The sequence below is a fragment of the Mycobacteroides chelonae genome (genome assembly GCF_016767715.1).
Lineage (GTDB): Bacteria > Actinomycetota > Actinomycetes > Mycobacteriales > Mycobacteriaceae > Mycobacterium > Mycobacterium gwanakae.
On the sequence record NZ_CP050145.1, the window covers coordinates 482,644 to 507,820 of the forward strand.

The 25,177-nt window shown below is 63.6% G+C and carries 24 protein-coding genes; 17 read left to right on the forward strand and 7 right to left on the reverse strand.

The window, feature by feature from the left end; translation table 11 throughout:
- Positions 1-16 precede the first annotated feature (16 nt).
- Positions 17-598 carry a hypoxanthine phosphoribosyltransferase gene (gene hpt, locus HBA99_RS02405; protein ID WP_030095835.1) on the forward strand — a complete coding sequence of 194 codons (582 nt, stop codon included), beginning with the start codon at positions 17-19 and terminating at the stop codon, positions 596-598.
- 28 nt (positions 599-626) lie between these two features.
- Here the strand turns inward: hpt and HBA99_RS02410 are convergent, their stop codons facing one another.
- The 6 genes from HBA99_RS02410 to HBA99_RS02435 form a co-directional block, all read right to left on the reverse strand.
- Positions 627-1,235 (reverse strand): SIMPL domain-containing protein, encoded by a 609-nt coding sequence (locus HBA99_RS02410; RefSeq protein WP_030095834.1) that lies wholly within the window; start codon positions 1,233-1,235, stop codon positions 627-629.
- 3 nt (positions 1,236-1,238) lie between these two features.
- Positions 1,239-1,988: an SIMPL domain-containing protein gene (locus tag HBA99_RS02415; RefSeq protein ID WP_057965728.1), complete on the reverse strand. Its 750-nt coding sequence runs from the start codon at positions 1,986-1,988 to the stop codon at positions 1,239-1,241.
- 24 nt (positions 1,989-2,012) lie between these two features.
- A complete protein-coding gene (locus HBA99_RS02420; RefSeq protein WP_030095832.1) occupies positions 2,013-3,044 on the reverse strand; it encodes a zinc-binding dehydrogenase in 1,032 nt (343 codons plus the stop codon).
- Positions 3,044-4,237, reverse strand: coding sequence for an LLM class flavin-dependent oxidoreductase (locus tag HBA99_RS02425; protein ID WP_070918914.1), 1,194 nt, complete (start codon positions 4,235-4,237; stop codon positions 3,044-3,046). Before HBA99_RS02425 ends, HBA99_RS02420 begins: the two co-directional genes overlap by 1 nt.
- Positions 4,234-5,199, reverse strand: a complete 966-nt coding sequence (locus HBA99_RS02430; RefSeq protein ID WP_075908267.1) for an alpha/beta fold hydrolase — start codon at positions 5,197-5,199, stop codon at positions 4,234-4,236. Before HBA99_RS02430 ends, HBA99_RS02425 begins: the two co-directional genes overlap by 4 nt.
- Before the next feature lie 802 nt (positions 5,200-6,001).
- The gene (locus tag HBA99_RS02435) at positions 6,002-6,829 is read right to left on the reverse strand and encodes a Coq4 family protein (RefSeq protein ID WP_075908266.1); all 828 of its coding nucleotides are present in this window, start codon (positions 6,827-6,829) and stop codon (positions 6,002-6,004) included.
- Between the two features lie 105 nt (positions 6,830-6,934).
- On the opposite strand from HBA99_RS02435, the gene HBA99_RS02440 reads away from it, so the two are divergent.
- The gene (locus tag HBA99_RS02440; protein WP_075908265.1) at positions 6,935-7,597 is read left to right on the forward strand and encodes a TetR/AcrR family transcriptional regulator; all 663 of its coding nucleotides are present in this window, start codon (positions 6,935-6,937) and stop codon (positions 7,595-7,597) included.
- Here HBA99_RS02440 and HBA99_RS02445 read toward each other — a convergent pair.
- Positions 7,594-9,162 carry a substrate-binding domain-containing protein gene (locus tag HBA99_RS02445; RefSeq protein WP_109550011.1) on the reverse strand — a complete coding sequence of 523 codons (1,569 nt, stop codon included), beginning with the start codon at positions 9,160-9,162 and terminating at the stop codon, positions 7,594-7,596. The genes HBA99_RS02440 and HBA99_RS02445 overlap by 4 nt on opposite strands.
- 205 nt (positions 9,163-9,367) lie before the next feature.
- Between HBA99_RS02445 and HBA99_RS02450 the strand changes: the two genes are divergently transcribed.
- The 15 genes from HBA99_RS02450 to clpC1 all read left to right on the forward strand — a co-directional run bounded on the left by HBA99_RS02450 (position 9,368) and on the right by clpC1 (position 25,176).
- Positions 9,368-9,796, forward strand: a complete 429-nt coding sequence (locus HBA99_RS02450) for a hypothetical protein (RefSeq protein WP_030095826.1) — start codon at positions 9,368-9,370, stop codon at positions 9,794-9,796.
- 161 nt (positions 9,797-9,957) lie between these two features.
- Entirely contained in the window at positions 9,958-12,228 is a 2,271-nt protein-coding gene (gene ftsH / locus HBA99_RS02455; protein ID WP_030095825.1) for an ATP-dependent zinc metalloprotease FtsH, read from the forward strand.
- Between the two features lies 1 nt (position 12,229).
- Entirely contained in the window at positions 12,230-12,844 is a 615-nt protein-coding gene (folE, locus tag HBA99_RS02460) for a GTP cyclohydrolase I FolE (RefSeq protein ID WP_030095824.1), read from the forward strand.
- Positions 12,841-13,893 (forward strand): dihydropteroate synthase, encoded by a 1,053-nt coding sequence (gene folP / locus HBA99_RS02465; protein WP_070918915.1) that lies wholly within the window; start codon positions 12,841-12,843, stop codon positions 13,891-13,893. Before folE ends, folP begins: the two co-directional genes overlap by 4 nt.
- Positions 13,890-14,276 carry a dihydroneopterin aldolase gene (gene folB / locus HBA99_RS02470; RefSeq protein WP_057963926.1) on the forward strand — a complete coding sequence of 129 codons (387 nt, stop codon included), beginning with the start codon at positions 13,890-13,892 and terminating at the stop codon, positions 14,274-14,276. Before folP ends, folB begins: the two co-directional genes overlap by 4 nt.
- A complete protein-coding gene (gene folK / locus HBA99_RS02475; RefSeq protein WP_070918916.1) occupies positions 14,273-14,809 on the forward strand; it encodes a 2-amino-4-hydroxy-6-hydroxymethyldihydropteridine diphosphokinase in 537 nt (178 codons plus the stop codon). The genes folB and folK overlap by 4 nt, the downstream gene beginning before the upstream one ends.
- Positions 14,809-15,276, forward strand: a complete 468-nt coding sequence (locus HBA99_RS02480) for a DUF3180 domain-containing protein (protein ID WP_030095820.1) — start codon at positions 14,809-14,811, stop codon at positions 15,274-15,276. Before folK ends, HBA99_RS02480 begins: the two co-directional genes overlap by 1 nt.
- Positions 15,277-15,346: 70 nt before the next feature.
- Positions 15,347-16,885 carry a DUF6779 domain-containing protein gene (locus HBA99_RS02485; protein WP_070918917.1) on the forward strand — a complete coding sequence of 513 codons (1,539 nt, stop codon included), beginning with the start codon at positions 15,347-15,349 and terminating at the stop codon, positions 16,883-16,885.
- A 155-nt stretch (positions 16,886-17,040) separates the two neighbouring features.
- On the forward strand, positions 17,041-17,994 hold the full coding sequence (locus HBA99_RS02490; protein WP_030095818.1) for a Rossmann-like and DUF2520 domain-containing protein: 954 nt from the start codon (positions 17,041-17,043) through the stop codon (positions 17,992-17,994).
- A gap of 9 nt (positions 17,995-18,003) precedes the next feature.
- Positions 18,004-18,939 (forward strand): pantoate--beta-alanine ligase, encoded by a 936-nt coding sequence (gene panC, locus HBA99_RS02495; RefSeq protein WP_075908263.1) that lies wholly within the window; start codon positions 18,004-18,006, stop codon positions 18,937-18,939.
- 13 nt (positions 18,940-18,952) lie between these two features.
- Complete coding sequence (gene panD / locus HBA99_RS02500) at positions 18,953-19,375, forward strand: aspartate 1-decarboxylase (protein ID WP_030095816.1); 423 nt, start codon at positions 18,953-18,955, stop codon at positions 19,373-19,375.
- Positions 19,376-19,377: 2 nt separating this feature from the next.
- Positions 19,378-20,193: a type III pantothenate kinase gene (locus HBA99_RS02505; RefSeq protein ID WP_030095815.1), complete on the forward strand. Its 816-nt coding sequence runs from the start codon at positions 19,378-19,380 to the stop codon at positions 20,191-20,193.
- Positions 20,194-20,257: 64 nt separating this feature from the next.
- Positions 20,258-21,760 carry a lysine--tRNA ligase gene (gene lysS, locus HBA99_RS02510; protein WP_070953614.1) on the forward strand — a complete coding sequence of 501 codons (1,503 nt, stop codon included), beginning with the start codon at positions 20,258-20,260 and terminating at the stop codon, positions 21,758-21,760.
- A 174-nt stretch (positions 21,761-21,934) separates the two neighbouring features.
- Positions 21,935-22,279, forward strand: a complete 345-nt coding sequence (lsr2, locus tag HBA99_RS02515) for a histone-like nucleoid-structuring protein Lsr2 (RefSeq protein ID WP_030095813.1) — start codon at positions 21,935-21,937, stop codon at positions 22,277-22,279.
- A gap of 362 nt (positions 22,280-22,641) precedes the next feature.
- Complete coding sequence (gene clpC1, locus HBA99_RS02520) at positions 22,642-25,176, forward strand: ATP-dependent protease ATP-binding subunit ClpC (protein WP_030095812.1); 2,535 nt, start codon at positions 22,642-22,644, stop codon at positions 25,174-25,176.
- Position 25,177: the final 1 nt, after the last annotated feature.

Below are 25,177 nucleotides of genomic sequence, written 5' to 3' on the forward strand. Positions count from 1 at the left end.
TGGCACGCTGTCCGTCGTGACCTGCGAACAGCAACAGTCATGCGGCGAGCAATACAGCGGCGACGTGAAATCGGTGCTCCTCACCGAGGAGCAGATTCGTGCCCGGACTCAGGAGCTTGGCGCCGCCATCGGCGAAAAGTATCGCGATATCGAGGGCGACCTGCTGCTGGTGACCGTGCTCAAGGGTGCCGTCATGTTTGTCTCGGATTTGGCCAGGGCCATCCCCATCCCGACCCAGATGGAGTTCATGGCGGTCAGCTCGTATGGCTCGGCAACCTCGTCCTCCGGTGTGGTGCGCATCCTCAAGGATCTGGATAGGGATATCCAGAACCTCGACGTCCTGATCGTCGAGGACATCATCGATTCCGGGCTGACCCTGAGCTGGCTCATGCGGAACCTCGCCTCGCGCGGCCCACGGTCGCTGAATGTGGTGTCGCTGCTGCGCAAGCCCGAGGCTAAGAAGGTCGACGTCGACGTGGCTCTCGTCGGCTTCGAGATCCCCAATGAATTCGTGGTCGGTTACGGGCTCGACTACGGCGAGCGCTACCGCGATCTGCCTTTCATCGGAACGCTGCACCCGCGCGTCTATACCGACTAACTGTCTTTGACGGTCTTCGCGTGAGTGCTCATGTCAGCTCCCACGTCACGGTGATGTCGGCGCTGACGGTCTGCTGACCCGCCTCCACCGGTGGCCCGCTCGCTGCACGCAGCATCGCGAACTCTGCGCGTGGGGATGGGCTCGAATGGCTCCCGGTCTCGTCGATGCGCAGCACCTTGCCCAGCGTCCCCCCGGACAGGGTTGCGTACTGCTCGGCCCGGGCCCTGGCATCGGCGAATGCCCGTTCACGTGCCTGGGTCGCGAGATCGGTGCTGTCCTGCAGATCAAAGCTGACCCCGGACAGCTGTGCGGCCTCACCTCCCGCGGTGACGGCCTTATCCAGCACGTCGGAGACCTTCGACAGGTCGCGGACGGTGATCCGCACCGAGTTGTCGGCCGAGTACCCGGTGATCTTGTTGCCGTCGAATTGCGGGTGCACAGACATCCATGCGGTTCTCACGTCCTCAGCGGCCACGCCCGAGTCGAGTACCGCATCGATCACCGCACGGGCCTTGGCCTTCACGTCGGCCATCACCCCGGCGATACGCCGTGAGCGGACTGACACACCGACCGTGGCCATGAACACGTCGGGACTACCGCTGGCCTCGCCGTGGCCGACAACCGTGATGTCACCCATCGCTTAGGTCAGCTCCCAGATGACGCTTACCTCGAATGTCACCGTCTGCTGTCCGGGCTCCAGCGGTGGCGCGAACGACGCGTCGGCTTGCATGGGTGCCCGCTTCCCCATCATCGGCGCGGGGGGAGGCACCGATCCGTGGGATTCGTCGATGCGCAGCACCTTGCCCAGTTTGGAGCCCGATAGGCCGGCGTACTGCTCGGCGCGGGCCTTGGCGTCGTTGAAGGCGCGCTCCCGCGCACCCTTCAGCAGGTCGGCGTCGTTGTCGAGATCGAAGCTGACGCCGGACAGCCGCGCCGCGTCGCCGCCGGCCTGCACTGCCTTGTCCAGGACTTCGGATGCCTTCTTGAGATCACGGACGTTGATACGCACCGAGTTGGTGGCGTTGTACCCGGTGATACGCGCGGGACCGCCCTGCGGGTAGGTCTGTTCGGGCTGGATGGACAGCTCGTTGGTCTGGACGTCCTCGCGGGCCACCCCGGCGCCGACCACGGCGTCGATGACGGCCTGAGCCTTCTCGCTGGCCTGAGACAGTGCCCCGGAGACATCCTTGGCGCTCACCGATACGCCCACATCGGCGCGCAGGACATCGGGTGCGCCCTTGACCTCGCCCTTGCCGACGACCGTCACATTCCGCGTGGACTCCGGGCTGCCGGTGGAATCATCACCGCAGCCGGCCAGGAGCACCGCCATCGCTGCGGTGGCAGCCACCGCGGCCGTCCGGGTCAGCGCTGTCCGTCTTTGTACCCGCATGTCACTTCCTGTCCTCCCCAACCTTTACGGCACCACCAAAATCTTGCAGTGGTGCCCCGGATCGCCGAGATCGGCAAATGCCGATCCGACATCTTCCAGACCTACCTCACCTGTGACGAGGTGCGCAACATCGATCTCGCCGTGCGCGATTCGCCGCAGCGTCTCGGAGAACTCTGTCGGGTCGTAGGCGAGCACGAATTGAAGCGCAACTTCCTTGGCGATCCCGAAGTAGGGGGTGATGGCATCGGGCTCCATGCAGACGCCCACAACCACCACCCGCGAGCTGTGCGGCGCATCCCTCAACACATTGTTGAGGATGCCCGGCACCCCGACGGCCTCGAAGATCACCGGCGCGCCCTTCCCGGCTCGGGACCAGGCCTCGAAGGTGGGCTCGACGCCGGGGTCGACGATCTCGTGCGCTCCCATGCGCTGGGCCAGATCACGCCGCGCGGGGGAGTAGTCCGCGGCGACAATCGGCTCGATGCCGAGGTTATGCAGGGCCGCGATAACCGCTATGCCGACCGGGCCACACCCGATGACGATCGCTCCAGTACCGGGTTGGATACCCGATTTGTTGACGGCATGCAGACCGACCGCCATCGGCTCGGTGAGCGCCGCGTACCGCGGGTCGAGACCGTTGGGGATGGGCAGCAGTAGCGGAGCGCTCAACAGCATCTGCTCGGCGTAGCCGCCGAGTGTGCTGTTGCTATAGACGATAGGTTCGATTCCCTTGGCAGATAGCAAGATTGGAATTGACGTCACAGGGGTCCCTGGCTCGGGGGCCTGCGTCCCCGGTCCGGCCTCGATCACTTCTGCGGCGAACTCATGTCCCATGAAGACGTCGGCTTCCAGGTCGACGCCGTCGGTAAGACTGGGCATGCCGGCCATCTGTTTGGACAGTTCGATCGCTTGCGCACCGTGCTTTGCGAAATGAAGGTCGGATCCGCAGATTCCGCATGCGGTGACCTTGACGAGTACCTGTCCTTCTCCGGGCACCGGGTCGGCCACATCGTCTCGATAGACCATCGCGCCGTTGCGCAGCACCGATGCTCGCATCACGCATGCCCTTTCTTCGCGTGGTCGTTCTGATGTTCGACGATGGCCTTGGCGACGGCCTCGCCGGCACGGCCCAGGAGCTCGCCGCGCTTGGCCTGCGCCCAGTCGTGCGAGATCCTGGCGGCGGTGAGCTGTCCCGTAAAATGCGGAATCACCTTACGGGCGAACAGTTCATAGGATTTGAACGTGGCCTCCGGTGAAGCCCAATCGTGCCCCAGCATCAGGAATGTACCGAAGCCGCCCGACTTGTCGAGCAGGCCCTGGACGTAGTCGATGGCATCGTCGGGAGTCCCGATGCAGCAGTTCCCTTCGTCCACATAGGCCTTGACGAACTCGCGTGGGTCAGCCTGCACGCCGTCTACTTCATTCGCGAGCGGCAGCACCCCGACGGCACCGAAGTAGTGTGCGTAGTCCGGCAGACCGTACGTACAGTCCTCGATGGCCTGTTCACGTGTTTCGGCGAGATGCATGATGCCGAGCACCCGCCAGCTGGACCGATCTGGTTCGGGATGGTCGTGGGCGGCCGCCTGTTCACGCACCACTTCCCAGGCGTTCTCCAATGCCGCGAATCCACCCGGGATCGATGCCGACAAGGACAGCAGGCCTGCGCCGAGCTTTCCGGCGAGCCGCGGACCCGAAGGGGAAAACATCGCCGCGGTAAGGATTTCCGGATAGGGGTGGGTGTAGGGGCGCAGCTGCAGCTGTGCATCCCGCAAAGTGAACCAGGATGTTTCGCGGCTGATGCGCTCATCCGGTGCCGCGCGCAGCAGCGCCAGGATCGCCTCCAGCGACTCCTCCTGCATCTGGCGCTGATCGAGCGGGTCGATGCCCATCATGTACGCGTCCGTCGGCAGCGCACCGGGTCCGGTACCGAATATGACGCGGCCCCGGGTGATGTGGTCCAGCAGAATCCAGCGATCCACCACCATCAATGGATGGTGGTAGGGCAGTGATACCACCCCGGTGCCCAGCCTGATGTGTTTGGTGCGCTCGGCCGCAGCGGCAATGAAGACTTCGGGGCAGGAGATCAACTCGTAGCCGCCGGAGTGATGCTCGCCAAACCAGGCCTCGTCATAACCCAGCCGATCCAGGGCAACCACCCGCTCTAGGTCGTACTCCAGTGCGGTGGTGGGGTTTTGGCCGACAGGATGAAACGGGGTGATGAAGGCGCCGAATCGCAGTGGGGTGCTCATCGCGCAACCTGTTGCAGGAATTCCAGGAGCGCGGCATTGACCTCGTCGGGCCGCTCCTGCTGAATCCAGTGTCCAGCGCCATCGATCAGGATGTCACCCCGGTTATCGGTGCGGTATTTCAGACTCCCCGCATGGTCGGTGAAACCGAGAACAGGGTCGGCTGCGCCCGCGATGAATAAAGAGGGCACAACGACATTGGCTCCGGCCAGGCGCTCGGTCAGCGCCCAGTTGCGATCGAAATTCCGGTACCAGTTCAGCCCTCCAGTGAACCCCGTGCGGGTGAATTCCGCGACGTAATGGTCCAGTTCGGTCTGGCTCAGCCATCCGGGAAGCTCGCCGGGATCGGACATGCGCTCGATGAATCCGGCCGGGCCGGGTGCGATCATCGTGGCGCCGTCGGCGTGGGCCATGCCTATCAGCATGCGGCGCATCGTGGCGGTGGGATCACGGCTGAGATCGGCGTCTGCGACCCCCGGCTCCTGGAAGTACAGGATGTAGAAGAAGTTGTCGCCGAACAGCTTTTTCCATGCCTGGGTGGGAGCCACCTGGCTACGCCGGGTGAAGGGGACCGACAGCCCGGCGACACCTTCGACGCGTTCGGGGACGGCGAGTGCGGTATGCCAGGTGACGACGGCGCCCCAGTCGTGCCCGATGAAGGTCGCCTTGCCGGCGCCCACCTCGTCCAGGATGCCCAGCAGGTCATCGGACAGCGCTTCGATGTTGTAGTCGTCGATGTGCGCCGGTGAACTCGACCTGCCATAACCCCGCTGGTCGGGGGCGATCACGTGATATCCGGCGGCGGCGAGTGCCGGAATCTGGTGGCGCCAGGAGTAGGCCAACTCAGGGAAGCCATGGGCCAGAACGACTACGGGCTGGCCCTGCTCACCCGCCTCGACGATGCGCAGGTGCACGCCGTTCGTGGCGATGTCACGTTCCCGGATATCCACAGCGGCATCGGTCATGGGCGCATTCTCACCTTCTGCGGGCCAACAGCATTGTTGTCGCTTCTTCGCGCGACAGGCTCATCAGCGCGTGATTGCCACTAAACCACAACGCACCATTGTCGACCAGGACCGCGATGGATCCGGTTGTCGTCCGGTGGGATTGGCCGCGCCCGTTATGCCTAGTCGACGAACAGAGCGCCACCGTCCGTGGCGGCGGTGGCGCTCTGCACCGGGTGTGCTCAGGGGGACGAGTACACCCGGTTAACGCGGTGTGCAGTTGAGATGTCGAGGGGTGGCACACCACGTCCGACTATTTTGTGCACGCCAGTCACCAAAATGGCAGGTATTTGACAAACCTGTTGCTGGCAGTGTGCTGGATGGCCGGATACGTTTGCGGCGATGGCGTACAAGCAATGTCAGGTCGAGCTCTGTTCTCGTGGCTGGCGGCGGCATATCCGTACACGCCGGGATTGCTCACGGGCGGCCCGTCGCGTCTCATTTTGGTAGTAGTTCATGGACGCGCCGCACACAGTGCACCAGAACATTCCAGCCACTATTGCCAATACGCTCATGGTCATCGCGCAGCCTGGCCAAAGCGCAATGAGGAGGAGCAGTCCTTATCGGGGGCTTGGGTGTTGTCGATGTGGCGATCGCACGCGGCAAGCTGACTGCCCCTCCCGAGGGGGGCGAGAGTTGTATAGGCACCAGGGGGCATGGTGACTGTCATCTAGCGGGCCTTCCCTAGGTGGTTCGAGCGAGAGCCAACCGTTCCGGATTTGTTGAGGTGTAGGAGTTTTCGTGAACGGGATAGTGGCAGTTGTTATGCCGCAACAGGCCCTGAGGCGAGAATGCGCTCGTAGTCCCACGGCGTCGGGGATTTGAGGGAAGGGGGAGTCCAATCGGTAGTCCATCTACCTTGTGGGTGGGCTGTCTGGGCGGGGCTGACCCCCAAGATCTCTTGCGCATCGAGATAGGGTTTCTCGAGCAATTCCTCCCAGGGTGCGGCCATGAGTAGGTCTGCCCGTTGCCCACGTTCCACCGCTTGGCGGTAATAGCGGAGTTTGAACTGGACTGTTGCTCCGGGCAAGGTGAGGGCGCCGAACATTCCGAGTTTCTTTAAAGGCCCTGCGGGTTCCATTTGCCCGCAATGGAATCCGATGTTGGCTATCTCGCCCGCGACATCTGGACCGTATCCGCCGATGGTGTGAAACATATCGTGCAGGGCAGTGCCCCGTACGGCCATGTAATAGAAGTCCTCGTCCCAGTTGTTCTTCTCCGCGATGGGTCTGATGATGTCCGCTTCCCCGAAGACTCCAGCGTCGAGCTTGTTGGTTTCCAGGAATGACAGATACGCGTGACCGAGGCTGCCGAATGGCAGCGAGGCCAGGTACTCTTTGTTGTTCAGAACGTTGAGCAGATTCGGCTTGTGTTTGAACAGTTTTCGACCATTCGGGTGTGACCGAACCTGGTAGTAGGCGCGCGCGAAAATGGGCACTTCCATACCAAGGAACGCCTCGTAGAGATCGCCGTGGTACTTGGAGTCAAAGAGTATCCGCCATGCTCTGAGCCAGGGGGTCCAAGTAGCTCGGTCGGGCACGATCCCGTCGGCATTTGAGTATTCAGGCAGCTCAGCAGGTGAAATGGACATATAAACTTGGCCCTTCCCAGTTGGTGTTGGGGATGTGCGCGCAGATTAATAATATACATATAAAAGGTGGTGTCAATATATTGATGTCGAGAGAAATCACGTCCGATGGCTCGTAAGGGCGAAGGGCAGGCGGATGCGCCGCGCGGTCGTGGCAGGCCATCCGGTGGCGGAAATACTGCACAACAAGCGCAAACGCAACTTCTTGATGCGGCAGAGCGGTTGTTCGTCGCGCGCGGCTACGGTGCGTCAACGATGGATGCCATCGCGCGGGAAGCCGGATACAGTCGGGCGGTTGTGTATCGGCATTTCCGGAACCGCGACGATCTGATGGACGCGTTGGTGGTCCGCGCGACGATGAGCGAGATCGCCAAGATGATCGGTCGCCTGATCGTGCTCAAGGATCTGTCCGAGATCATTCCGGAGTCGATGGTGATCGTCTCGACGGAAGTCGGCGCTAATCCGTTACTTCACGTGCTCGCCGACCGCGATGACCGTGGCACGGTTGCATCGCTGATTATCAACTCGCCCAATCTTATTGAACTGTTGACATCCATGTATGCGGGTGTCTTCAGCACTCGGATGGCCGAGGTGCGTCAGGGCGTGCGACCCGAAGACGCGGCGCGGTATGTGCTGTCTGTTGCGCTTTCCCTGCTGCTCGGGCTGATCCCCGGGGCCGACAACCCCGAGCAGGTTCGGCGCTACGTCAGGGTATTCGTGTTGCCCACGCTGCTTGCCAACCCGCCGGAACCCGAGGCGGTCTTCATTTAGCGCGCCGAGGTTCGGGCCCTGATCAGGTCGATGACGATATTGGGGATCTCGTCGGCGTTGCGTGCGACGCGGCTGCCCCCTCCCGGGGTGGCGTCCGAAATCTGTTTGAGGACAGCGGCATCGGCGTCTTCCGTGATGCCGAGGGTGATGAGCACAACGGGCCGTGCGGGGTCTTGCTCTTTCTTCAATGTTGCGAGCAGTTGGTCCAAGGAGATGCCGTTCGGATCCTCATTTGCGCCGTCGGTGATGATCACCACGCTGTTGACGTAGTGCGGGTCGTATGTCGACTGCACCTTGCGGAATGCCGCGAGTGTGGTGTCGTACAAACCGGTTCCACCGCCGACTAGGGCGTCCAGGCCGTGGCCCTCATCCGCCAGAAGCTGACGTTGAGTCCTATCGCCCACCTTCTCGCCGAGCGTGCGGATGGGCAGCAGGTCCTTCCAGTCCTGCCCCGGCCCGCCCTTGTCGATCGAGAAGGCCCACAGGCCAATCTGTGCGTTCTCGGGGAACAGCGGAAGCCCGTTGTCGATAGCCTGGCTCAACAGACCGACACGGGTGGTCTGCCCCGCGGAGAACTTCATCGAGCCCGAGACATCGAGAACGGCAAGCATTCGAGAAGGCAAGGCCAGCACCGCGTATCGGCGCATCGCGGTGTCGAACGCGGTCAGGTCATTCACGGTGAGTGTCTCGATCGCGCCCACCCCCTTGCCCGCCAGTGGCGCGAAGTCCGGTCCACGGAATCCCGCACCCGTCAAGGCATCTGCGCCGTTGCCGCTGGTCAGGCGCTCCGCAAGGGCTTCCCCTGCTTGCTTGGCCTTGGCATGTCGATCATTGGCGGCTTCGGTCACCGCTATCGGATAGTTGAGGGCCGGAGCGCCCGTCGCGGGAACGACGGCGGTGAGCTTTGTGTCCGGATGTTTGGCGTTGAAGTCGATGAGCTGTTGCTCGGTGGAAACTGCCAGGCCGCCCGTCTTGGCCACCTCGGCCAGGCGTTCTTCGGCGCTGCTCTGCCTGGTGTTGGTCAGCTGCGACTGCGCGATAGGAACGAGTGCCGCGGTGATGGCGTTGGGATCGCTCTTTCCCTGTTCGGCCTCGGCGAGTGCGCCCACCACCGGGCCGGCGGCCACCGTGTCGTCGAGTGGATTACCGATCCGCAGCGCGGGCTGCTTCAACACGCTCAGCCAGGAGTCGAATGTCGGCGTTTCGCCCTGCTTGGCGGCCACCACAACGGGGGTTCGGGCCACCGACTGACTCGCCGAATCCAAGGGGGACCCGGTGGCGCGCATCTGCCTTGCCAGCCAAATGGACGAATCGGGGAGCCACAATGCGGGCGCACCTCCGGGCTTGCCGAGCGCCGCTGCTGTTGCCGCGGACGGTTTCGCCTCCACGGTGAGTTTTGTGCAGCCGATTTCTTTGGCGCTCGCGCCGCCAATTGCCTTCGAGACGGCCGCCGCGATGGCCGGGTCGGTGGCCACCGTGAAGGGGGTGACGTCTGCGCATCGTCCGGAGAATTTCTTGTATGCGAAGAACCCGAGCCCGCCGAGCAGGATGGCGACTACCGCCAGTGCGATCCACTTGGGCAGACTCGTGCGGCCAGACTGTTGTCTTCTGCGATTGCGTTCACTGTGGCGACCAGGCATGACTGGACCTCTTCGTTCTCGGCCGCACGCAGACCTGGTGCCCGCGTCGTGAGGCTCGGGGGATAGTACCGTGAACAAGATCACGCTCTGGCGGCCTGAGCAGGCACTTGAGGGGTGTGAAAGGGGGAACATGCGGGTATTGGTGGGGGTGATGTTCTGCGCCCTGTTAGCTGGCTGCTCGGTATTCACATTCGGTGATGACCCGGTCGAGGTTCCGCTCGCCGAGGCCGAGGCGTTCGGGCGGATTGACGTCCCGGACGGTGTCGCGGTCCTGAAAGTGAGGCGAACGCACTTCCAGGACACGCTCTATGCGGTGGTGCTGCGGGCCACGGCACGGGATGTGGACATGATGTTGCGGAATTCGAAGTTCACCGGGCTGTTCCGCCCGGTGCAGAACCCCGCGACCCTCACGGTGATCGCAGGTCCGCCGTTGTCGGGCGCCACGAACGTCAAAGAGGCCCAAGACCATGTGGAGAAGCCATGGGTTTATCGCACCATCGTCCAAGATGTCAGGTCACCCGATGAGGTCTACCTGCATATCAGCCTGTTCAACACCTAGCCCCGTATTGAGCCTGGGGACTACCTCCGTTTTCTCCCTCGGCGTAGTGCGCACCACAGATGCGAACATGCAGGTGAGGTAGCCTGAGAGTTCATTACGTATGCCTATGGCCTGCCCCATGACGACGGAAGGACCGGGCCGCTGACCGCGGCCGACGCTGTATGAACCGGACAAACGTGTTTCGCACCCTGGGCGTCATCGTGGTGGTGCTGCTGCTGGGGTGGTCGTTCTTCTACTTCGGCGACGACACCCGCGGTTACAAACCCGTGGACACCACGGTCGCGATCAAGCAGATCGACACCGACAACGTCAAGAGCGCTCGTATTGACGACCGTGAGCAGCAGCTGCGGCTGGACCTCAAGGCCGGCAACGGTGATACCGAGGGCAAGGACAAGGTCATTACCAAGTACCCGACCGGGTATGGGGTGCCGCTGCTGGAGAAGCTGAACGGCAAGGGTGCGGCCGTCAGTACAACGGTGAACCAGGGCAGCATCCTGGGATCGCTGCTGCTGTACTTGCTGCCGGTGATCTTGCTGGTGGTGTTGTTCTTCGCGTTCAGCCGCATGCAGTCCGGTGGTCGCGGCATGGGCTTCGGTTTCGGTAAGTCACGGGCCAAGCAGCTGTCCAAGGACATGCCGAAGACCACCTTTGCCGACGTGGCCGGGGTCGACGAGGCCGTGGAAGAGCTCTACGAGATCAAGGATTTCCTGCAGAACCCGTCGCGGTATCAGGCGCTTGGGGCGAAGATCCCGCGCGGTGTGCTGCTCTACGGCCCGCCGGGTACCGGTAAGACGCTGCTGGCGCGTGCGGTCGCTGGCGAGGCGGGAGTGCCGTTCTTCACTATCTCCGGGTCCGATTTCGTGGAAATGTTTGTGGGCGTTGGTGCTTCGCGTGTTCGCGACCTGTTTGAGCAGGCCAAGCAGAACAGCCCCTGCATCATCTTCGTCGACGAGATCGACGCCGTGGGCCGCCAGCGCGGTGCGGGTCTGGGCGGCGGTCACGACGAGCGCGAGCAGACCCTCAACCAGCTACTGGTCGAGATGGACGGCTTCGGCGACCGGCAGGGCGTCATCCTCATCGCCGCGACCAACCGTCCCGACATCCTCGATCCGGCGCTGCTGCGCCCCGGTCGTTTCGACCGGCAGATCCCGGTGTCGAGCCCCGATCTGGCCGGCCGCAAGGCCGTGCTCAAGGTCCACTCGGCGGGCAAGCCGTTCGGCCCCGACGTAGATTTCGACGGGCTGGCCAAGCGCACCGTGGGTATGTCTGGTGCTGACCTGGCCAATGTCATCAACGAGGCCGCCCTGCTCACCGCACGTGAGAACGGCACCGTCATCACGGCCGCGGCGCTGGAGGAGTCCGTCGACCGGGTTGTGGGCGGTCCGCGCCGCAAGGGCCGCATCATCAGTGAGCACGAAAAGAAGATCACCGCTTATCACGAGGCCGGGCACACCCTGGCGGCGTGGGCGATGCCAGATATCGAGCGGGTCTACAAGGTCACCATCCTGGCGCGCGGGCGTACCGGCGGGCATGCCATCGCGGTACCCGAGGACGACAAGGGTCTGGCCACCAGATCCGAGATGATTGCGCAGCTGGTGTTCGCCATGGGCGGCCGTGCCGCCGAGGAGCTCGTGTTCCGCGAGCCGACCACCGGCGCGGTGTCCGATATCGAGCAGGCCACCAAGAAGGCTCGCGCCATGGTCACCGAGTTCGGCATGAGCGCCAAGCTCGGCGCCGTGCGCTACGGCACCGAACACGGCGACCCGTTCCTGGGACGCACCATGGGCACGCAGCCGGACTACTCCCACGAGGTCGCTCGCGAAATCGATGAGGAGGTACGTAATCTCATCGAAGCCGCGCATACCGAGGCGTGGGCCATCCTCACTGAGTACCGAGATGTGCTGGACACGTTGGCCGGCGAGCTGCTGGAGAAGGAAACGGTGGTCCGCAAGGATCTCGAGGAGATCTTCAAGGACGTGCAGCGTCGTCCGCGATTGACCATGTTCGACGACTTCGGAGGCCGGATCCCGTCCGATAAGCCCCCCATCAAGACCCCGGGGGAGCTCGCCATCGAACGCGGTGAACCCTGGCCTCCTCCGGTCCCCGAGCCCGCGTTCAAGAAGGCCATCGCCGAACAGGCGGCCGCTGCGGTGCCCGCGAATGGGGCGCAGTCTGCGCCGAATGGTCAAGGCGGTCAACCGGTTCCGCCAGGAAGTCATCCGGGTCAGCCGTCGGGCGCCAACTATGGTGCACCTGCGGGCTGGTATGCACCCGGCTGGCCGCCCCAGGGGCAGCCTCCGTACCCGCAGCCGGGTTATCCGCCGCAGGGACATACTCCGTACCCACCGCATGTCCCGCAGCCCTACCCGTATCCCGTGCCGACTCCGCATCAGCAGCCGGCTCCGGATGAGGGCAGCGAGAGCAAGAGCTGATATGAACTCGCCCGAGACGGCCGAGCGCAACGGCCAGCCGGCTGGTCACGTCTTCGACCAGGCACGTGCCGAGGCTGCGGTCCGTGAACTGCTCTTAGCGGTTGGTGAGGACCCGGACCGGCATGGGCTGGTGGACACGCCCGCCCGCGTGGCGCGCGCGTACAAGGAGATATTTGCCGGTCTCTACACCGACCCGGATACGGTGTTGAACACCACCTTTGACGAACAGCACGACGAGTTGGTGCTGGTGAAATCGATACCGATGTACTCGACATGTGAACATCACTTGGTGTCGTTTCACGGTGTGGCACATGTGGGGTACATCCCCGGTAAGCACGGCCGGGTTACCGGACTATCGAAAATCGCTCGGCTGGTTGACCTTTACGCAAAACGGCCTCAAGTGCAGGAGCGGTTGACGGCACAGATCGCCGACGCGTTGGTGCGCAAGTTGGAGCCGCGCGGCGTAATCGTCGTGGTCGAAGCCGAGCATTTGTGTATGGCCATGCGCGGTGTGCGCAAGCCCGGAGCGACAACAACCACCTCCGCGGTGCGTGGCCAGTTCAAGAGTGACGCCGCCTCGCGGGCCGAGGTTCTCGACCTGATGATGAGGGCATGATCGCCGGCGTGACGGATACCCCCGCATTGACCCATATTCTGGGAGTCGTCAACGTCACCGACGACTCCTTCTCTGACGGTGGGCAATTTATCAAGCAATCGGATGCGGTGGCGCACGGGCTGGCGCTTGCCTCTGCGGGCGCCGACATCATCGATGTCGGCGGGCAGTCGACGCGGCCGGGCGCGACGCCGATCAGGCAGAAGATTGAAATGCAGCGGGTCATTCCGGTGATCAAAGAGCTTGCCAGCCATGGGATCAACGTCAGTGTTGACACCATGCGCGCCGAGGTCGCGGCCGCTGCGGTGGAGGCGGGTGCGAACATGGTCAACGATGTCTCGGGCGGCCGGGCAGACCCGGAGATGGCCCCGCTGATGGCGAGTCTGGGGTTGCCGTGGATTCTGATGCATTGGCGCTCAAAGGATTTCATACACACATCGAGTGCTAAGAACTACGGTGACGTGGTTGCCGATGTCTCGCGCGAGCTCATGGAGTCGGTAGAGGTCGCGCTCAAGGCCGGGGTTTCTCAGGACAAGCTGATCCTTGACCCGGGTCTTGGCTTCGCCAAGACTGCCCGTCACAATTGGCTTTTACTCCAAGCGATTCCGGACCTACAGGAGCTGGGTTACCCGATTCTCATCGGCGCCTCCCGGAAACGATTCCTGGGTTCGCTACTTACCGACCTCAAGGGCGTGGAGCGTCCGGCCGACGGGCGTGAAACCGCAACGGCCGTCATCACCGCGCTCGGCGCGCTTCATGAGGTATGGGGTGTGCGGGTTCACGACGTCACGGCATCCATGGACGCGCTGAAGGTGGTGCGGGCCTGGGAGACTGGCGGTGTCGAGACCATCGAAGAGGACGAGGAAGAGGGGCGCGAGCACCTCCCGGAACAGCAGACCGAGCCCGAACCCACGCCCGCCGCCGAAATCGCTCAGGACGAGGTGACCATGGAGGTGACCGTGCGGACCGCTCGACCCGAACCCAGTAAGACCGCAGGGGGGAAGTGGCGTCGTGAGGTTGCCCAGCGCGGCACCAAGGGCGGCGCGAAATGACCGACCGCATCGAGTTGCGCGGCCTGAAAGTTTTTGGTTATCACGGAGTTTTCGAGCATGAGCGTCGCGACGGCCAGGAGTTCTCGGTAGACGTCACCGTCTGGCTGGACCTTGATACCGCGGCGGCCACGGATCAGCTGACCGACACCCTCGACTACGGGGAACTGGCTCAGCGGGCGGCCGCGATCGTGTCCGGTCCACCGCGCAATCTCATCGAATCGGTTGCCGGTGCGATCGCCGACGATGTGATGACCGATGCCAGGGTTCACGCAGTGGAGGCGGTGGTACACAAGCCCGACGCGCCAATTCCGTTGACGTTCAGCGATGTTGCGGTAGTGGCCCGCCGTTCCCGGAGATCGCGGCCCGGGGGATCACCGCAGTGACCCGCGCGGTGCTGTCTATCGGATCCAATCTCGGTGACAGGCTCGCGCACCTGCAATTGGTCGTCGACGCGCTGGGCGCGGATGTGATCGGCGTTTCACCGGTGTATCAAACCGCACCGTGGGGACCGGTTCCGCAGTCTGACTACTTGAATGCCGTGGTCATCGCGCAGGGGCGTGAACCGCGGGAATGGCTCGAGGTGGCGCATCGCCTAGAGCAGTCTGCGCAGCGAGTACGCGCGGAACGCTGGGGCCCGCGGACTCTCGACGTTGATGTGATCAGCTGCAGACAGGATGCCGACGACACCGTAGTGGCTAGCGAGATCCTCTCCGAGGACGTGGAGCTGACACTGCCGCATCCCCGCGCGCACGAGCGCGCCTTTGTATTGGTGCCGTGGCTGGCGCTCGATCCGGAGGCCGCACTGACGGTCGAGGGGCGGCTCCGTCCAGTTGCCGAGCTGGTGGCAGGTCTGTCCGAAGCCGAACGTGCCGACGTCCGCCGTGTGGATGACACTCTGACTGGTCCGGCGGCGTAATGGGGCCCACTCGGATCCGTGAACTGCTGCTGGGGGGTGCCGTCACGGCGATCCTCGGCTTCTTCTTTGTCTCAGTGGCTTACGGTTCCCTGCCGCCGATCCCGCTGCTCGGGGGTGTTTCGCTGTTGGCGCTGGCGATCGCCGAGGGTGGCTGGGCGTTCTACATCCGCAACAAGGTCACTGACGGTGAGATCGGGGTTGGCACGGGACGTTTGCCGGCGCTTGTGGTGGCACGTTCGGTGGTGGTCGCGAAGGCCTCGGCATGGCTCGGCACGCTGATGACGGGATGGTGGCTGGCGATGCTGGTCTACATCCTGCCGCGGCGCGCGCAGCTGGCCGCGGCGGCAGCGGACACATTCGGCGTAGTGATCGCCACCGGTTGTGCATTGGCGCTCGTGGTCGCCGGGCTGTGGCTACAGCATTGCTGTAAGTCGCCACCCGACCCGCCCGCGACCCCCGCCCGGTAGCACCCGCCCATGTCGAATCGCCGATTCGAGGTCGGCCAGCACACTGCACTGTCCGGGTACAGTCACCCCCATGACGATTCCGACCCGAGCGGCGAAGCCTCGGCGTGGCAGCCGTCGCCCCGGGTGGGCGTTGCTGACCGCGTTGCTGGTGCTGGCGATCGGTTCCGGGATCGCCCTGGTTTTCACCGATAAGGCCATCTATCTACGCGTCGGCTTGTTGCTGGCGTTATGGGCCGCGGTCATCGCGTCATTCGCCGCGCTGACCTACCGCCGGCAGAGCGATACCGACCAGGCGAAGGTGCGCGACCAGAAGCTGGTTTACGACCTGCAGTTGGAGCGGGAGATTTCGGCGCGCCGCGAGTACGAGCTGACGGTCGAGAGCAGATTGCGCCAACAGCTGGCTGGGGAGATCGAGGCGCAGGCCGCCGATGAGATCGCGACTCTGCGTGCCGAGCTTGCCGCGTTGCGCACCAATCTGGAGATTCTCTTCAACACCGAGCTCAGTGAGCGTCCGGCGATCGAGCATGACCCGATTCGCGCGTTGGGGCCCTGGCCGGGAGCCGAGCCCGAGCCCGCACCGAACGTGGGCGCACCTGCTGCCGCATTCACCCACTCCGTCCGCGAGCCCCAACCCGCGCCGGCCGCCGAGTACCAGGACGTGACCGCGGTCGAGGAGGACAACCGGACATCGGAGTACCCGATCATCGATGTCGCCGAAGATCCCCATCATGTCGATGAGGCGGAGGCGCCTCCCACGCCGCCGTATCCGGCGCCTCCGTACTACGGTGCCGCGCAACCTCACGAGCCGGAGCCGTACCAACAGCCGGTCTCATCCGGTACACATTGGCGCCCGCAGCCGGAGCCGCATGTGGCCCAGTCCCCGGTGCCGCAGCCGGAGCCCGCGGTTCCGGCGGCACCGCCCGCTGCGGAGCCTGTGCAGCAAGCGTATTGGGCTGCCAGACAAGAGGATTGGGATGCCGCCGCCGACGGCGAGGACTGGGATCCGACACCCCAGCCCATCGCGCCTCCGGAGCAGGTTGTCCCCCAGCCCGTGTGGAACGAGCCCGCCCCGGAGTGGAACGCTCCGCCCCCGCCGCCTCCGAGCGTGTGGTCTCCGGCCCCCGCCGAAGGCCAGTGGTTGCCTCCCGGCACCAGCGGAAGCAACTGGGCATCCAACGAACCCGCACCTGCTCCAAGTCCGTATCAGGCAGAGCCAGTCGTCGGTCGTCATTCCGGATCGCCGTCACGGCACCAGGCCCCGGCCGGGCCCGAGAATGCCGGCGGTGGGCACTGGGCGCCCGAGCCTTCTTACCCGCCGCCACCGCCGGCCCCGGAACAACAGAGCTATCCGGAGAGCTCCGGGGGACACCGGGCGCCGGAACCTGAGGAGAAGCGCGGACGCCGACGGGCCCCCGAACCCGAGGAATCCGAAGAGCCACGTGGTCGTCGGCGGGCTCCGGAACCCGAAGAATCCGAGGAGTCGCGCGGTCGCCGCCATGTTGAGGAAACGGGTGGCTTCTCGGTCGCCGACCTGCTGGGACGTCTCCAGGGAGATCCTTCAGAGTCCTCGGAGTCCGGTGGCGGCCGCCGCCGGCGCCGCGAGGACTGACTTTCTGCGGATTTCGTCACCGTGCGCGAAAGTGAGCAATCTAACGGCTCAGGGCACTGCCGGTAGCGCCCCGGTGGGATTAGCCTGCTGATGACCGTCCGGTACCTGCCAGGCAGGACTGGAACGTATCTAGTCTGCGAGGTGTCTCGTTCAGCATGTCTGAGGCTTTCAATGTCGATAGCCAAGCCGATGGGCCACTTGATGGCTTGCGGCCCGCGCGTCTGGCTGTCGGGATTATCTCGGCCGGCCGAGTGGGTACTGCCATGGGCGTCGCGCTGGAGGCGGCGGGCCATTTCGTTGTCGCATGCAGCGCGGTATCTGATGCCTCGCGTCGGCGTGCCGAGGAACGACTGCCGGAAAGTCAGGTCCTGTCCGCCCAGGAGGTCGCTCCGCGTGCCGAGCTACTGATCCTTGCAGTACCGGATCACGAGCTGGGGGCCTTGGTCTCGGGGCTTGCCACTACCGGTTCGGTACGGCCCGGAACCATCGTGGTGCACACGTCGGGCGCCAACGGCATCACGATCCTGGAGCCGTTGACTGCCCTCGGGTGCGTGCCGCTGGCCATCCATCCGGCCATGACGTTCGTAGGCGGGGATGAGGATATTGAGCGACTTCCCAATGCCTGCTTTGGAATTACCGCGGCCGACGAGATCGGTTACGCGATCGGTACGGCGCTGGTGCTGGAGATAGGCGGCGAGCCGGTACGAGTGCGCGAGGACGCCCGCACTCTCTATCACGCCGCCCTGGCGCACGGAAGCAACCACGTGGTGACGCTGGTACTAGATGCGGTTGAGGCGCTGCGATCGGCGCTATGGGGTCAGGAACTGTTGGGGCAGGAGACCATCGGTGATGGACCGGGCGGGTTGCCCGAACGGATGCTGGCGCCGTTGATTCGTGCCGCCGTCACCAATGCGCTGGACCGTGGGCAGTCAGCTCTGACAGGTCCGGTGGCGCGGGGAGACGGCGCGGCCATCGGGCGCCACCTGGATGCACTGACCGAGGCGGATCCGGCGCTGGCCGAGGCATACCGCGCCGATGCTCGACGTACTGCGCAGCGGGCGCACGCACCCCAATCGGTTTTCGCCGCACTGGAACCCCGGACTAGGTAGGGCTGCTTGATGACGAGTTTGTATGGGCCGAAGGGCTACCTCAGTGGAGAACTGACCGTTCACCATGATCCCGACACGATGTACGACGTGTCGAAGGCATTGCGGCACACCGGACGCCGGATCATGTTGGTACCGACCATGGGTGCGCTGCATGAGGGCCATCTGACGCTAGTCCGGCATGCCCGGAAGGTGCCCGGCGCGGTGGTCGTGGTGTCGATCTTCGTCAATCCCTTACAGTTCGGCGTCGGCGAGGATCTCGATGCGTACCCGCGCACCCTGGAATCGGATGTCGAAAAGCTCCGTGGCGAGGGTGTCGAGCTGGTGTTCGCTCCGAATGCGGAGGCGATGTATCCCCATGGGCAACGCACCACCGTCCAGCCGGGACCGCTTGGTGCCGAACTTGAGGGTGCCTCGCGTCCAACGCATTTCGCCGGCATGCTGACAGTTGTGCTGAAGCTGCTGCAGATCGTGGCTCCCGACCAGGCATACTTCGGCGAGAAGGACTACCAGCAGCTGGTGCTCATCAGGCAGATGGTCGCCGATCTCAACCTCAAGACGCGCATCGTTCCGATACCGATTGTCCGTGAGGCGGACGGGCTGGCGATGTCCTCGCGGAATGTCTACCTGAGCGAGGAACACCGCGAGCAGGCCGGTGCACTGTCGGCCGCGCTACTTGCCGGAATTTACTCGGCTTCGGCCGGCACGGAATCGGCACTGGACGCGGCCCGCGCGGTACTCGACGAGGTGCCCGCGATCGAGGTGGACTACCTGGAGGTTCGCGGCGCCGATCTGGGCCCCGCACCCGCACAAGGACCCGGCCGCATGCTGGTGGCCGCCAAGCTGGGTACTACCCGGCTACTGGACAACGTTCCCCTGGAATTGGGCGGCGGAATCGGCTCTTCCGGACCCGCGGACCCCGATCACGCACTGCCCTGGCGAAACTGACTGGAGGACAATGATGTTCCGCACGATGATGAAATCGAAGATCCATCGCGCCACCGTGACGCATGCCGATCTGCATTACGTCGGCTCGGTCACCATCGATCCAGACCTCATGGAGGCCGCCGACTTGCTGGAGGGCGAGCAGGTCACCATTGTCGACATCGACAATGGTGCTCGGCTGGAGACGTATGCGATCACCGGTACTCGTGGCAGCGGTGTCATCGGGATCAACGGTGCCGCAGCACATCTGGTACATCCTGGGGACCTGGTGATCATCATCGCCTACGGTGTGATGAGTGATGCGGAGGCACGCGCCTTCACGCCGCGTGTGGTGTTCGTCGACTCGGACAACAAGCAGGTTGAGCTGGGTGAGCACTCTGGCGATCCGGCCTACGTGCCCGAGAACTTCGGTCTGGTATCGCCCCGCGGTCTGGTGTAGCCGTGCTGCTGGCCATCGACGTACGTAACACCCACACCGTCCTCGGACTGGTATCGGGCACCGGCGAGCATGCCAAGGTTGTTCAGCACTGGCGGATTCGCACGGAACCCGAGATCACCGCCGATGAGCTGGCCCTCACCATCGACGGACTGATCGGCGATGACAGCGAGACACTGACCGGTGTCGCGGCACTGTCCACCGTGCCCTCGGTGCTGCACGAAATGCGGGGAATGTTCGATCAGTACTGGTCGGCTGTTCCGCAGGTCCTCATCGAGCCGGGCGTGCGTACGGGCTTGCCGCTGCTCGTCGACAACCCGAAAGAGGTCGGCGCCGACCGAATCGTGAATTGCCTTGCCGCGCACCATAGATTTGGTTCGGCGTGCATCGTGGTCGACTTTGGATCCTCGATCTGTGTGGACGTGGTGTCGGCCAAGGGTGAATTCCTGGGAGGGGCCATCGCGCCGGGTGTGCAGGTGTCCTCTGATGCCGCAGCCGCCCGCAGTGCCGCCCTGCGACGGGTGGAGCTGACGCGGCCGCGTTCCGTCGTCGGCAAGAACACCGTCGAGTGCATGCAAGCGGGGGCGGTCTTCGGATTCGCCGGGCTGGTGGACGGGCTTGTCGAGCGGGTGCGCCGGGATATCGAAGGCTTTGGCGGCGCCGGTGCCACGGTGGTGGCCACCGGACACACGGCCCCATTGATCCTTCCCGAGACGCACACGGTGGACCGCTACGAGGCGCACCTCACCCTCGACGGTTTGCGATTGGTGTACGAGCGCAACCGGGCCGACCAGCGCGGTAAGCCCCGCTCGGCGAAATAGAATTTTCGGACGCCGGAATCGGCGAAACAGTCCCGGAGAAGCACTACCGCTAAGCTGCCGAGACGTGACTGATCCTGACGCGCAGACCAGCTTGCCGGAACAATTTCGCATCCGGCAGGCCAAGCGCGAAAAGCTGCTCGCCGAGGGTATTGAACCGTATCCGGTGGAGGTACCCCGAACCCACAGCCTCAAGCAGGTTCGTGATGCGTACGTGGACCTGGAGACGGACACCAGCACGGGTGATCAGGTGGGTGTGTCAGGTCGCGTCATCTTCTCCCGGAATACCGGCAAGCTGTGTTTTGCGACGCTCCAGGAGGGCGACGGCACCTCATTACAGGTGATGATCAGCCTTGCCGGTGTCGGCGAGCAGTCCCTGGCGGACTGGAAAACCGATGTGGACCTCGGCGACATTGTGTTCGTACAGGGCGAGGTCATCAGCTCACGCCGAGGCGAACTGAGCGTCCTGGCAGACAGCTGGCAGATGGCTTCCAAGTCATTGCGCCCGCTTCCCGTTGCTCACAAGGAGATGTCCGAAGAGACCAGAGTGCGCCAGCGATATGTGGATCTCATCGTGCGACCCGAGGCGCGCCAGATTGCCCGGCAGCGTGTCGCGGTGATGCGCGCCGTTCGTGATGCTCTGCACCGACGGGGATTCCTGGAGTTGGAGACACCGATCCTGCAGACCCTCGCCGGAGGTGCTGCGGCCCGGCCGTTCATTACGCATTCCAACGCACTCGATATCGACCTGTATCTGCGTATTGCGCCGGAACTTTTCCTGAAAAGGGCGCTCGTCGGCGGTTTCGACAAGATTTTTGAGCTCAACAGAGTTTTTCGAAATGAAGGGTCAGATTCGACGCATTCTCCCGAATTCGTGATGCTGGAAACATATGAGACGTACGGCACATACGACACCGCTGCAACAATGATCCGCGAGCTCATACAGGAGGTAGCGGACGACGCAATGGGAACTAGGCAGGTGGCGTTGCCCGACGGGTCGACCTACGACTTGGACGGTGAGTGGACGACGATGGAAATGTATCCGTCGTTGTCGGAAGCTCTTGGCGAGGAGATCACGCCTGATACACCGATTGCCACGCTATGGAAGATCGCCGAGCGAGTGGGCGCAGAGATTCCCACCGACCGCGGCTACGGGCACGGAAAACTCATCGAAGAACTGTGGGAGCACCAGGTCGGTGACAAAATGTACGCGCCGACGTTTGTCAGAGATTTCCCAGTTGAGACGTCTCCACTGACTCGTCAGCACCGAAGCATCTCCGGCGTGACCGAGAAGTGGGATTTGTATGTTCGGGGCTTCGAATTGGCAACGGGATACTCGGAGTTGATCGATCCGGTGATTCAGCGTGAAAGGTTCGTTGACCAGGCTCGTTTGGCCGCGGCTGGTGATGATGAGGCGATGAGCCTCGATGAGGATTTCCTCAGTGCGATGGAACACGCAATGCCGCCAGCGGCGGGAACCGGCATGGGTATCGACCGGTTGTTGATGGCGCTTACCGGACTGGGAATTCGCGAGACGATCCTGTTTCCGATCGTCCGGCCTACGCTTTGATCTACGCGTCCGAATTTTTGTCTCGCTTTTCAACTATGAGTCAACTATGCGCGTAGTGAATCGCTTGCCTTGAGTGGAACACGCGCAGCCTTGCGCGTATGTTGAACTTTGCGGCAATCCGTGGCATGTTTGAAGTGGACCAACGGGGGTTCCGCTTTTGGAAGGACAAAGGGAATGGCTAAGAAGGTCACGGTTACGCTTGTCGATGACGTCGATGGCGAGGCGCCAGCCGACGAGACCGTTGAATTCGGTATTGACGGCGTGACTTACGAGATCGACCTTTCTTCTAAGAATGCGGAGAAGCTGCGTAATCAGCTCACTACATGGGTCGAGCATGCTCGTCGCGTCAGTGGGCGCCGTCGTGGCCGGGGGAGTTCAGGGTCGGGTCGCGGGCGCGCGAGCATCGATCGTGAGCAGAGCGCCGCGATCCGCGAGTGGGCACGCAAGAACGGTCACAATGTGTCCTCGCGTGGCCGCATTCCCGCCGAAGTTGTCGACGCGTTCAACGCCGCCAACTAAGACTGCCAACTAAGACCGCCTCCTAAAACCCGTCGACTTGCGGGTCCCCCGGGAATTTCGCTTACGGCGAAGTCGGATCAAAATCGGAAACGTTTTCACCGCATCTGGCGTTGTTCGGTTGCCTAACAAGCACCGCCGGGTGCGGTGATTCGTATTTTTGGGGACGGTTCCACCGGGTTCCGATGGGCTCCGCTGAGCACTCAGGAGCCATCTCCAGGTATGCGAGCACCGCGCCGACTACGGCCGACCACTAGAGTGGCGATTAGGTCCTAGTGCCAGCGGGGATGAGCCGTTTGGGGGGAACCCCGAGCGGCACGATGAACCGCTTGCGCAAAGGCCGGACGAGGAAGCGAGGGAGACCGATGTTCGAGAGATTCACTGACCGCGCAAGGCGGGTGGTCGTGCTGGCCCAAGAAGAGGCCCGCATGCTCAATCACAACTACATCGGCACCGAGCACATCCTGCTGGGTCTGATTCACGAGGGCGAGGGCGTCGCCGCCAAGTCGCTGGAGTCGCTGGGTATTTCCCTGGAGGGGGTGCGCAGCCAGGTCGAGGAAATCATCGGCCAGGGGCAGCAGGCACCGTCCGGGCACATTCCCTTCACGCCGCGCGCCAAGAAGGTGCTGGAACTGAGCCTGCGCGAGGCGCTGCAGCTCGGCCATAACTACATCGGCACCGAGCACATCCTGCTGGGCCTCATCCGTGAAGGTGAAGGCGTCGCGGCTCAGGTGCTCGTCAAGCTGGGTGCCGAGCTGACCCGGGTCCGTCAGCAGGTCATCCAGTTGCTGAGCGGTTACCAGGGCAAGGAGACCACCGAATCCGGTACCGGTGGCCGCGGTGGCGAGGCTGGAACTCCGTCGACCTCGCTGGTTCTTGACCAGTTCGGCCGCAACCTGACTGCCGCCGCCATGGAGGGCAAGCTCGATCCGGTCATTGGCCGTGAGAAGGAAATCGAGCGGGTCATGCAGGTGCTGAGCCGTCGCACCAAGAACAACCCGGTGCTGATCGGTGAGCCCGGCGTCGGTAAGACCGCCGTCGTCGAGGGCCTGGCGCAGGCCATCGTGCATGGCGAGGTGCCCGAGACACTGAAGAACAAGCAGCTGTACACCCTGGACCTCGGGTCCCTGGTGGCCGGCAGCCGCTACCGCGGTGACTTCGAAGAGCGCCTCAAGAAGGTGCTCAAGGAGATCAACACCCGCGGCGACATCATCCTGTTCATCGACGAGCTGCACACCCTGGTCGGTGCGGGCGCGGCCGAGGGTGCGATCGACGCGGCCTCGATCCTGAAGCCCAAGCTTGCTCGCGGTGAGCTGCAGACGATCGGCGCGACCACCCTCGACGAGTACCGCAAGTACATCGAGAAGGACGCCGCCCTGGAGCGCCGGTTCCAGCCGGTGCAGGTGGGCGAGCCGACTGTTGAGCACACCATCGAGATCCTCAAGGGCCTGCGCGACCGTTACGAGGCGCACCACCGGGTCTCCATCACCGACGGCGCGCTGGTCGCGGCGGCCACTCTGGCCGATCGGTACATCAACGACCGGTTCTTGCCGGACAAGGCGATCGACCTGATCGACGAGGCCGGAGCCCGCATGCGCATCCGCCGGATGACTGCTCCACCAGACCTGCGCGAGTTCGACGAGAAGATCGCCGATGCGCGCCGGGAGAAGGAGTCGGCCATCGACGCCCAGGACTTCGAGAAGGCCGCTCGCCTGCGCGACTCCGAGAAGCAATTGGTCGCGCAGCGGGCAGATCGCGAAAAGCAGTGGCGTTCAGGTGATCTGGATGTTGTGGCCGAGGTCGATGACGAGCAGATCGCCGAGGTGCTGGGTAACTGGACCGGTATCCCCGTGTTCAAGCTGACCGAGGAGGAAACCACTCGGCTGCTGCGCATGGAGGAGGAACTGCACAAGCGGATCATCGGCCAGGAAGATGCCGTCAAGGCCGTCTCGAAGGCGATCCGCCGTACGCGTGCCGGTCTGAAGGATCCGCGGCGCCCCTCGGGTTCGTTCATCTTCGCCGGCCCGTCCGGTGTCGGCAAGACCGAACTGTCCAAGGCGCTGGCCAACTTCCTGTTCGGCGACGACGACGCGCTCATCCAGATCGACATGGGCGAGTTCCACGACCGCTTCACCGCTTCAAGGCTTTTCGGTGCTCCTCCGGGATACGTCGGATACGAAGAGGGTGGACAGCTCACCGAGAAGGTGCGTCGCAAGCCGTTCAGCGTTGTGCTGTTCGACGAGATCGAGAAGGCGCACCAGGAGATCTACAACACCCTGTTGCAGGTTCTAGAGGACGGACGTCTCACCGACGGCCAGGGTCGCACAGTCGATTTCAAGAACACTGTGCTGATCTTCACCTCAAACCTGGGCACTTCGGACATCTCGAAGGCTGTGGGCCTCGGGTTCTCCGAGGGCGGCAGCGGCTCGAACTACGAGCGGATGAAGCAGAAGGTTCACGACGAGCTGAAGAAGCACTTCCGGCCTGAGTTCCTCAACCGCATCGACGACATCATCGTCTTCGAGCAGCTGACGCAGGAACAGATCATCGAGATGGTCGACCTGATGATCGGACGGGTGGGCAAGCAGCTCAAGACCAAGGACATGGCCATGGAACTCACCGACCAGGCCAAGGCGCTTCTTGCCAAGCGCGGATTCGATCCGGTGTTGGGTGCGCGGCCGTTGCGCCGGACCATCCAGCGAGAGATCGAGGACGCGCTTTCGGAGAAGATTCTCTTCAACGAGGTGGGGCCGGGCGAGCTGGTCACCGTCGACGTCGAGGGTTGGGATGGCGAAGGCACCGGCGAGGACGCGAAGTTCACGTTCGTCGGACGTCCGAAGCCCGCACTGGTCACCGGCGAGGAGCCCGCTGCCGACCTGGCAGCCTCCGCCTCGGAGTAGG

Bases quoted from the DNA above. Each gene is read 5' to 3' on its own strand.
- HBA99_RS02410 (WP_030095834.1), bottom strand. From the start codon at position 1,235: ATGGGTGACATCACGGTTGTCGGCCACGGCGAGGCCAGCGGTAGTCCC.
- HBA99_RS02415 (WP_057965728.1), bottom strand. From the start codon at position 1,988: ATGCGGGTACAAAGACGGACAGCGCTGACCCGGACGGCCGCGGTGGCT.
- HBA99_RS02420 (WP_030095832.1), bottom strand. From the start codon at position 3,044: ATGCGAGCATCGGTGCTGCGCAACGGCGCGATGGTCTATCGAGACGAT.
- HBA99_RS02425 (WP_070918914.1), bottom strand. From the start codon at position 4,237: ATGAGCACCCCACTGCGATTCGGCGCCTTCATCACCCCGTTTCATCCT.
- HBA99_RS02430 (WP_075908267.1), bottom strand. From the start codon at position 5,199: ATGACCGATGCCGCTGTGGATATCCGGGAACGTGACATCGCCACGAAC.
- HBA99_RS02435 (WP_075908266.1), bottom strand. From the start codon at position 6,829: ATGTCCATTTCACCTGCTGAGCTGCCTGAATACTCAAATGCCGACGGG.
- HBA99_RS02440 (WP_075908265.1), top strand. From the start codon at position 6,935: ATGGCTCGTAAGGGCGAAGGGCAGGCGGATGCGCCGCGCGGTCGTGGC.
- HBA99_RS02450 (WP_030095826.1), top strand. From the start codon at position 9,368: ATGCGGGTATTGGTGGGGGTGATGTTCTGCGCCCTGTTAGCTGGCTGC.
- ftsH (WP_030095825.1), top strand. From the start codon at position 9,958: ATGAACCGGACAAACGTGTTTCGCACCCTGGGCGTCATCGTGGTGGTG.
- folE (WP_030095824.1), top strand. From the start codon at position 12,230: ATGAACTCGCCCGAGACGGCCGAGCGCAACGGCCAGCCGGCTGGTCAC.
- folP (WP_070918915.1), top strand. From the start codon at position 12,841: ATGATCGCCGGCGTGACGGATACCCCCGCATTGACCCATATTCTGGGA.
- folB (WP_057963926.1), top strand. From the start codon at position 13,890: ATGACCGACCGCATCGAGTTGCGCGGCCTGAAAGTTTTTGGTTATCAC.
- HBA99_RS02480 (WP_030095820.1), top strand. From the start codon at position 14,809: ATGGGGCCCACTCGGATCCGTGAACTGCTGCTGGGGGGTGCCGTCACG.
- HBA99_RS02485 (WP_070918917.1), top strand. From the start codon at position 15,347: ATGACGATTCCGACCCGAGCGGCGAAGCCTCGGCGTGGCAGCCGTCGC.
- HBA99_RS02490 (WP_030095818.1), top strand. From the start codon at position 17,041: ATGTCTGAGGCTTTCAATGTCGATAGCCAAGCCGATGGGCCACTTGAT.
- panC (WP_075908263.1), top strand. From the start codon at position 18,004: ATGACGAGTTTGTATGGGCCGAAGGGCTACCTCAGTGGAGAACTGACC.
- panD (WP_030095816.1), top strand. From the start codon at position 18,953: ATGTTCCGCACGATGATGAAATCGAAGATCCATCGCGCCACCGTGACG.
- lsr2 (WP_030095813.1), top strand. From the start codon at position 21,935: ATGGCTAAGAAGGTCACGGTTACGCTTGTCGATGACGTCGATGGCGAG.
- clpC1 (WP_030095812.1), top strand. From the start codon at position 22,642: ATGTTCGAGAGATTCACTGACCGCGCAAGGCGGGTGGTCGTGCTGGCC.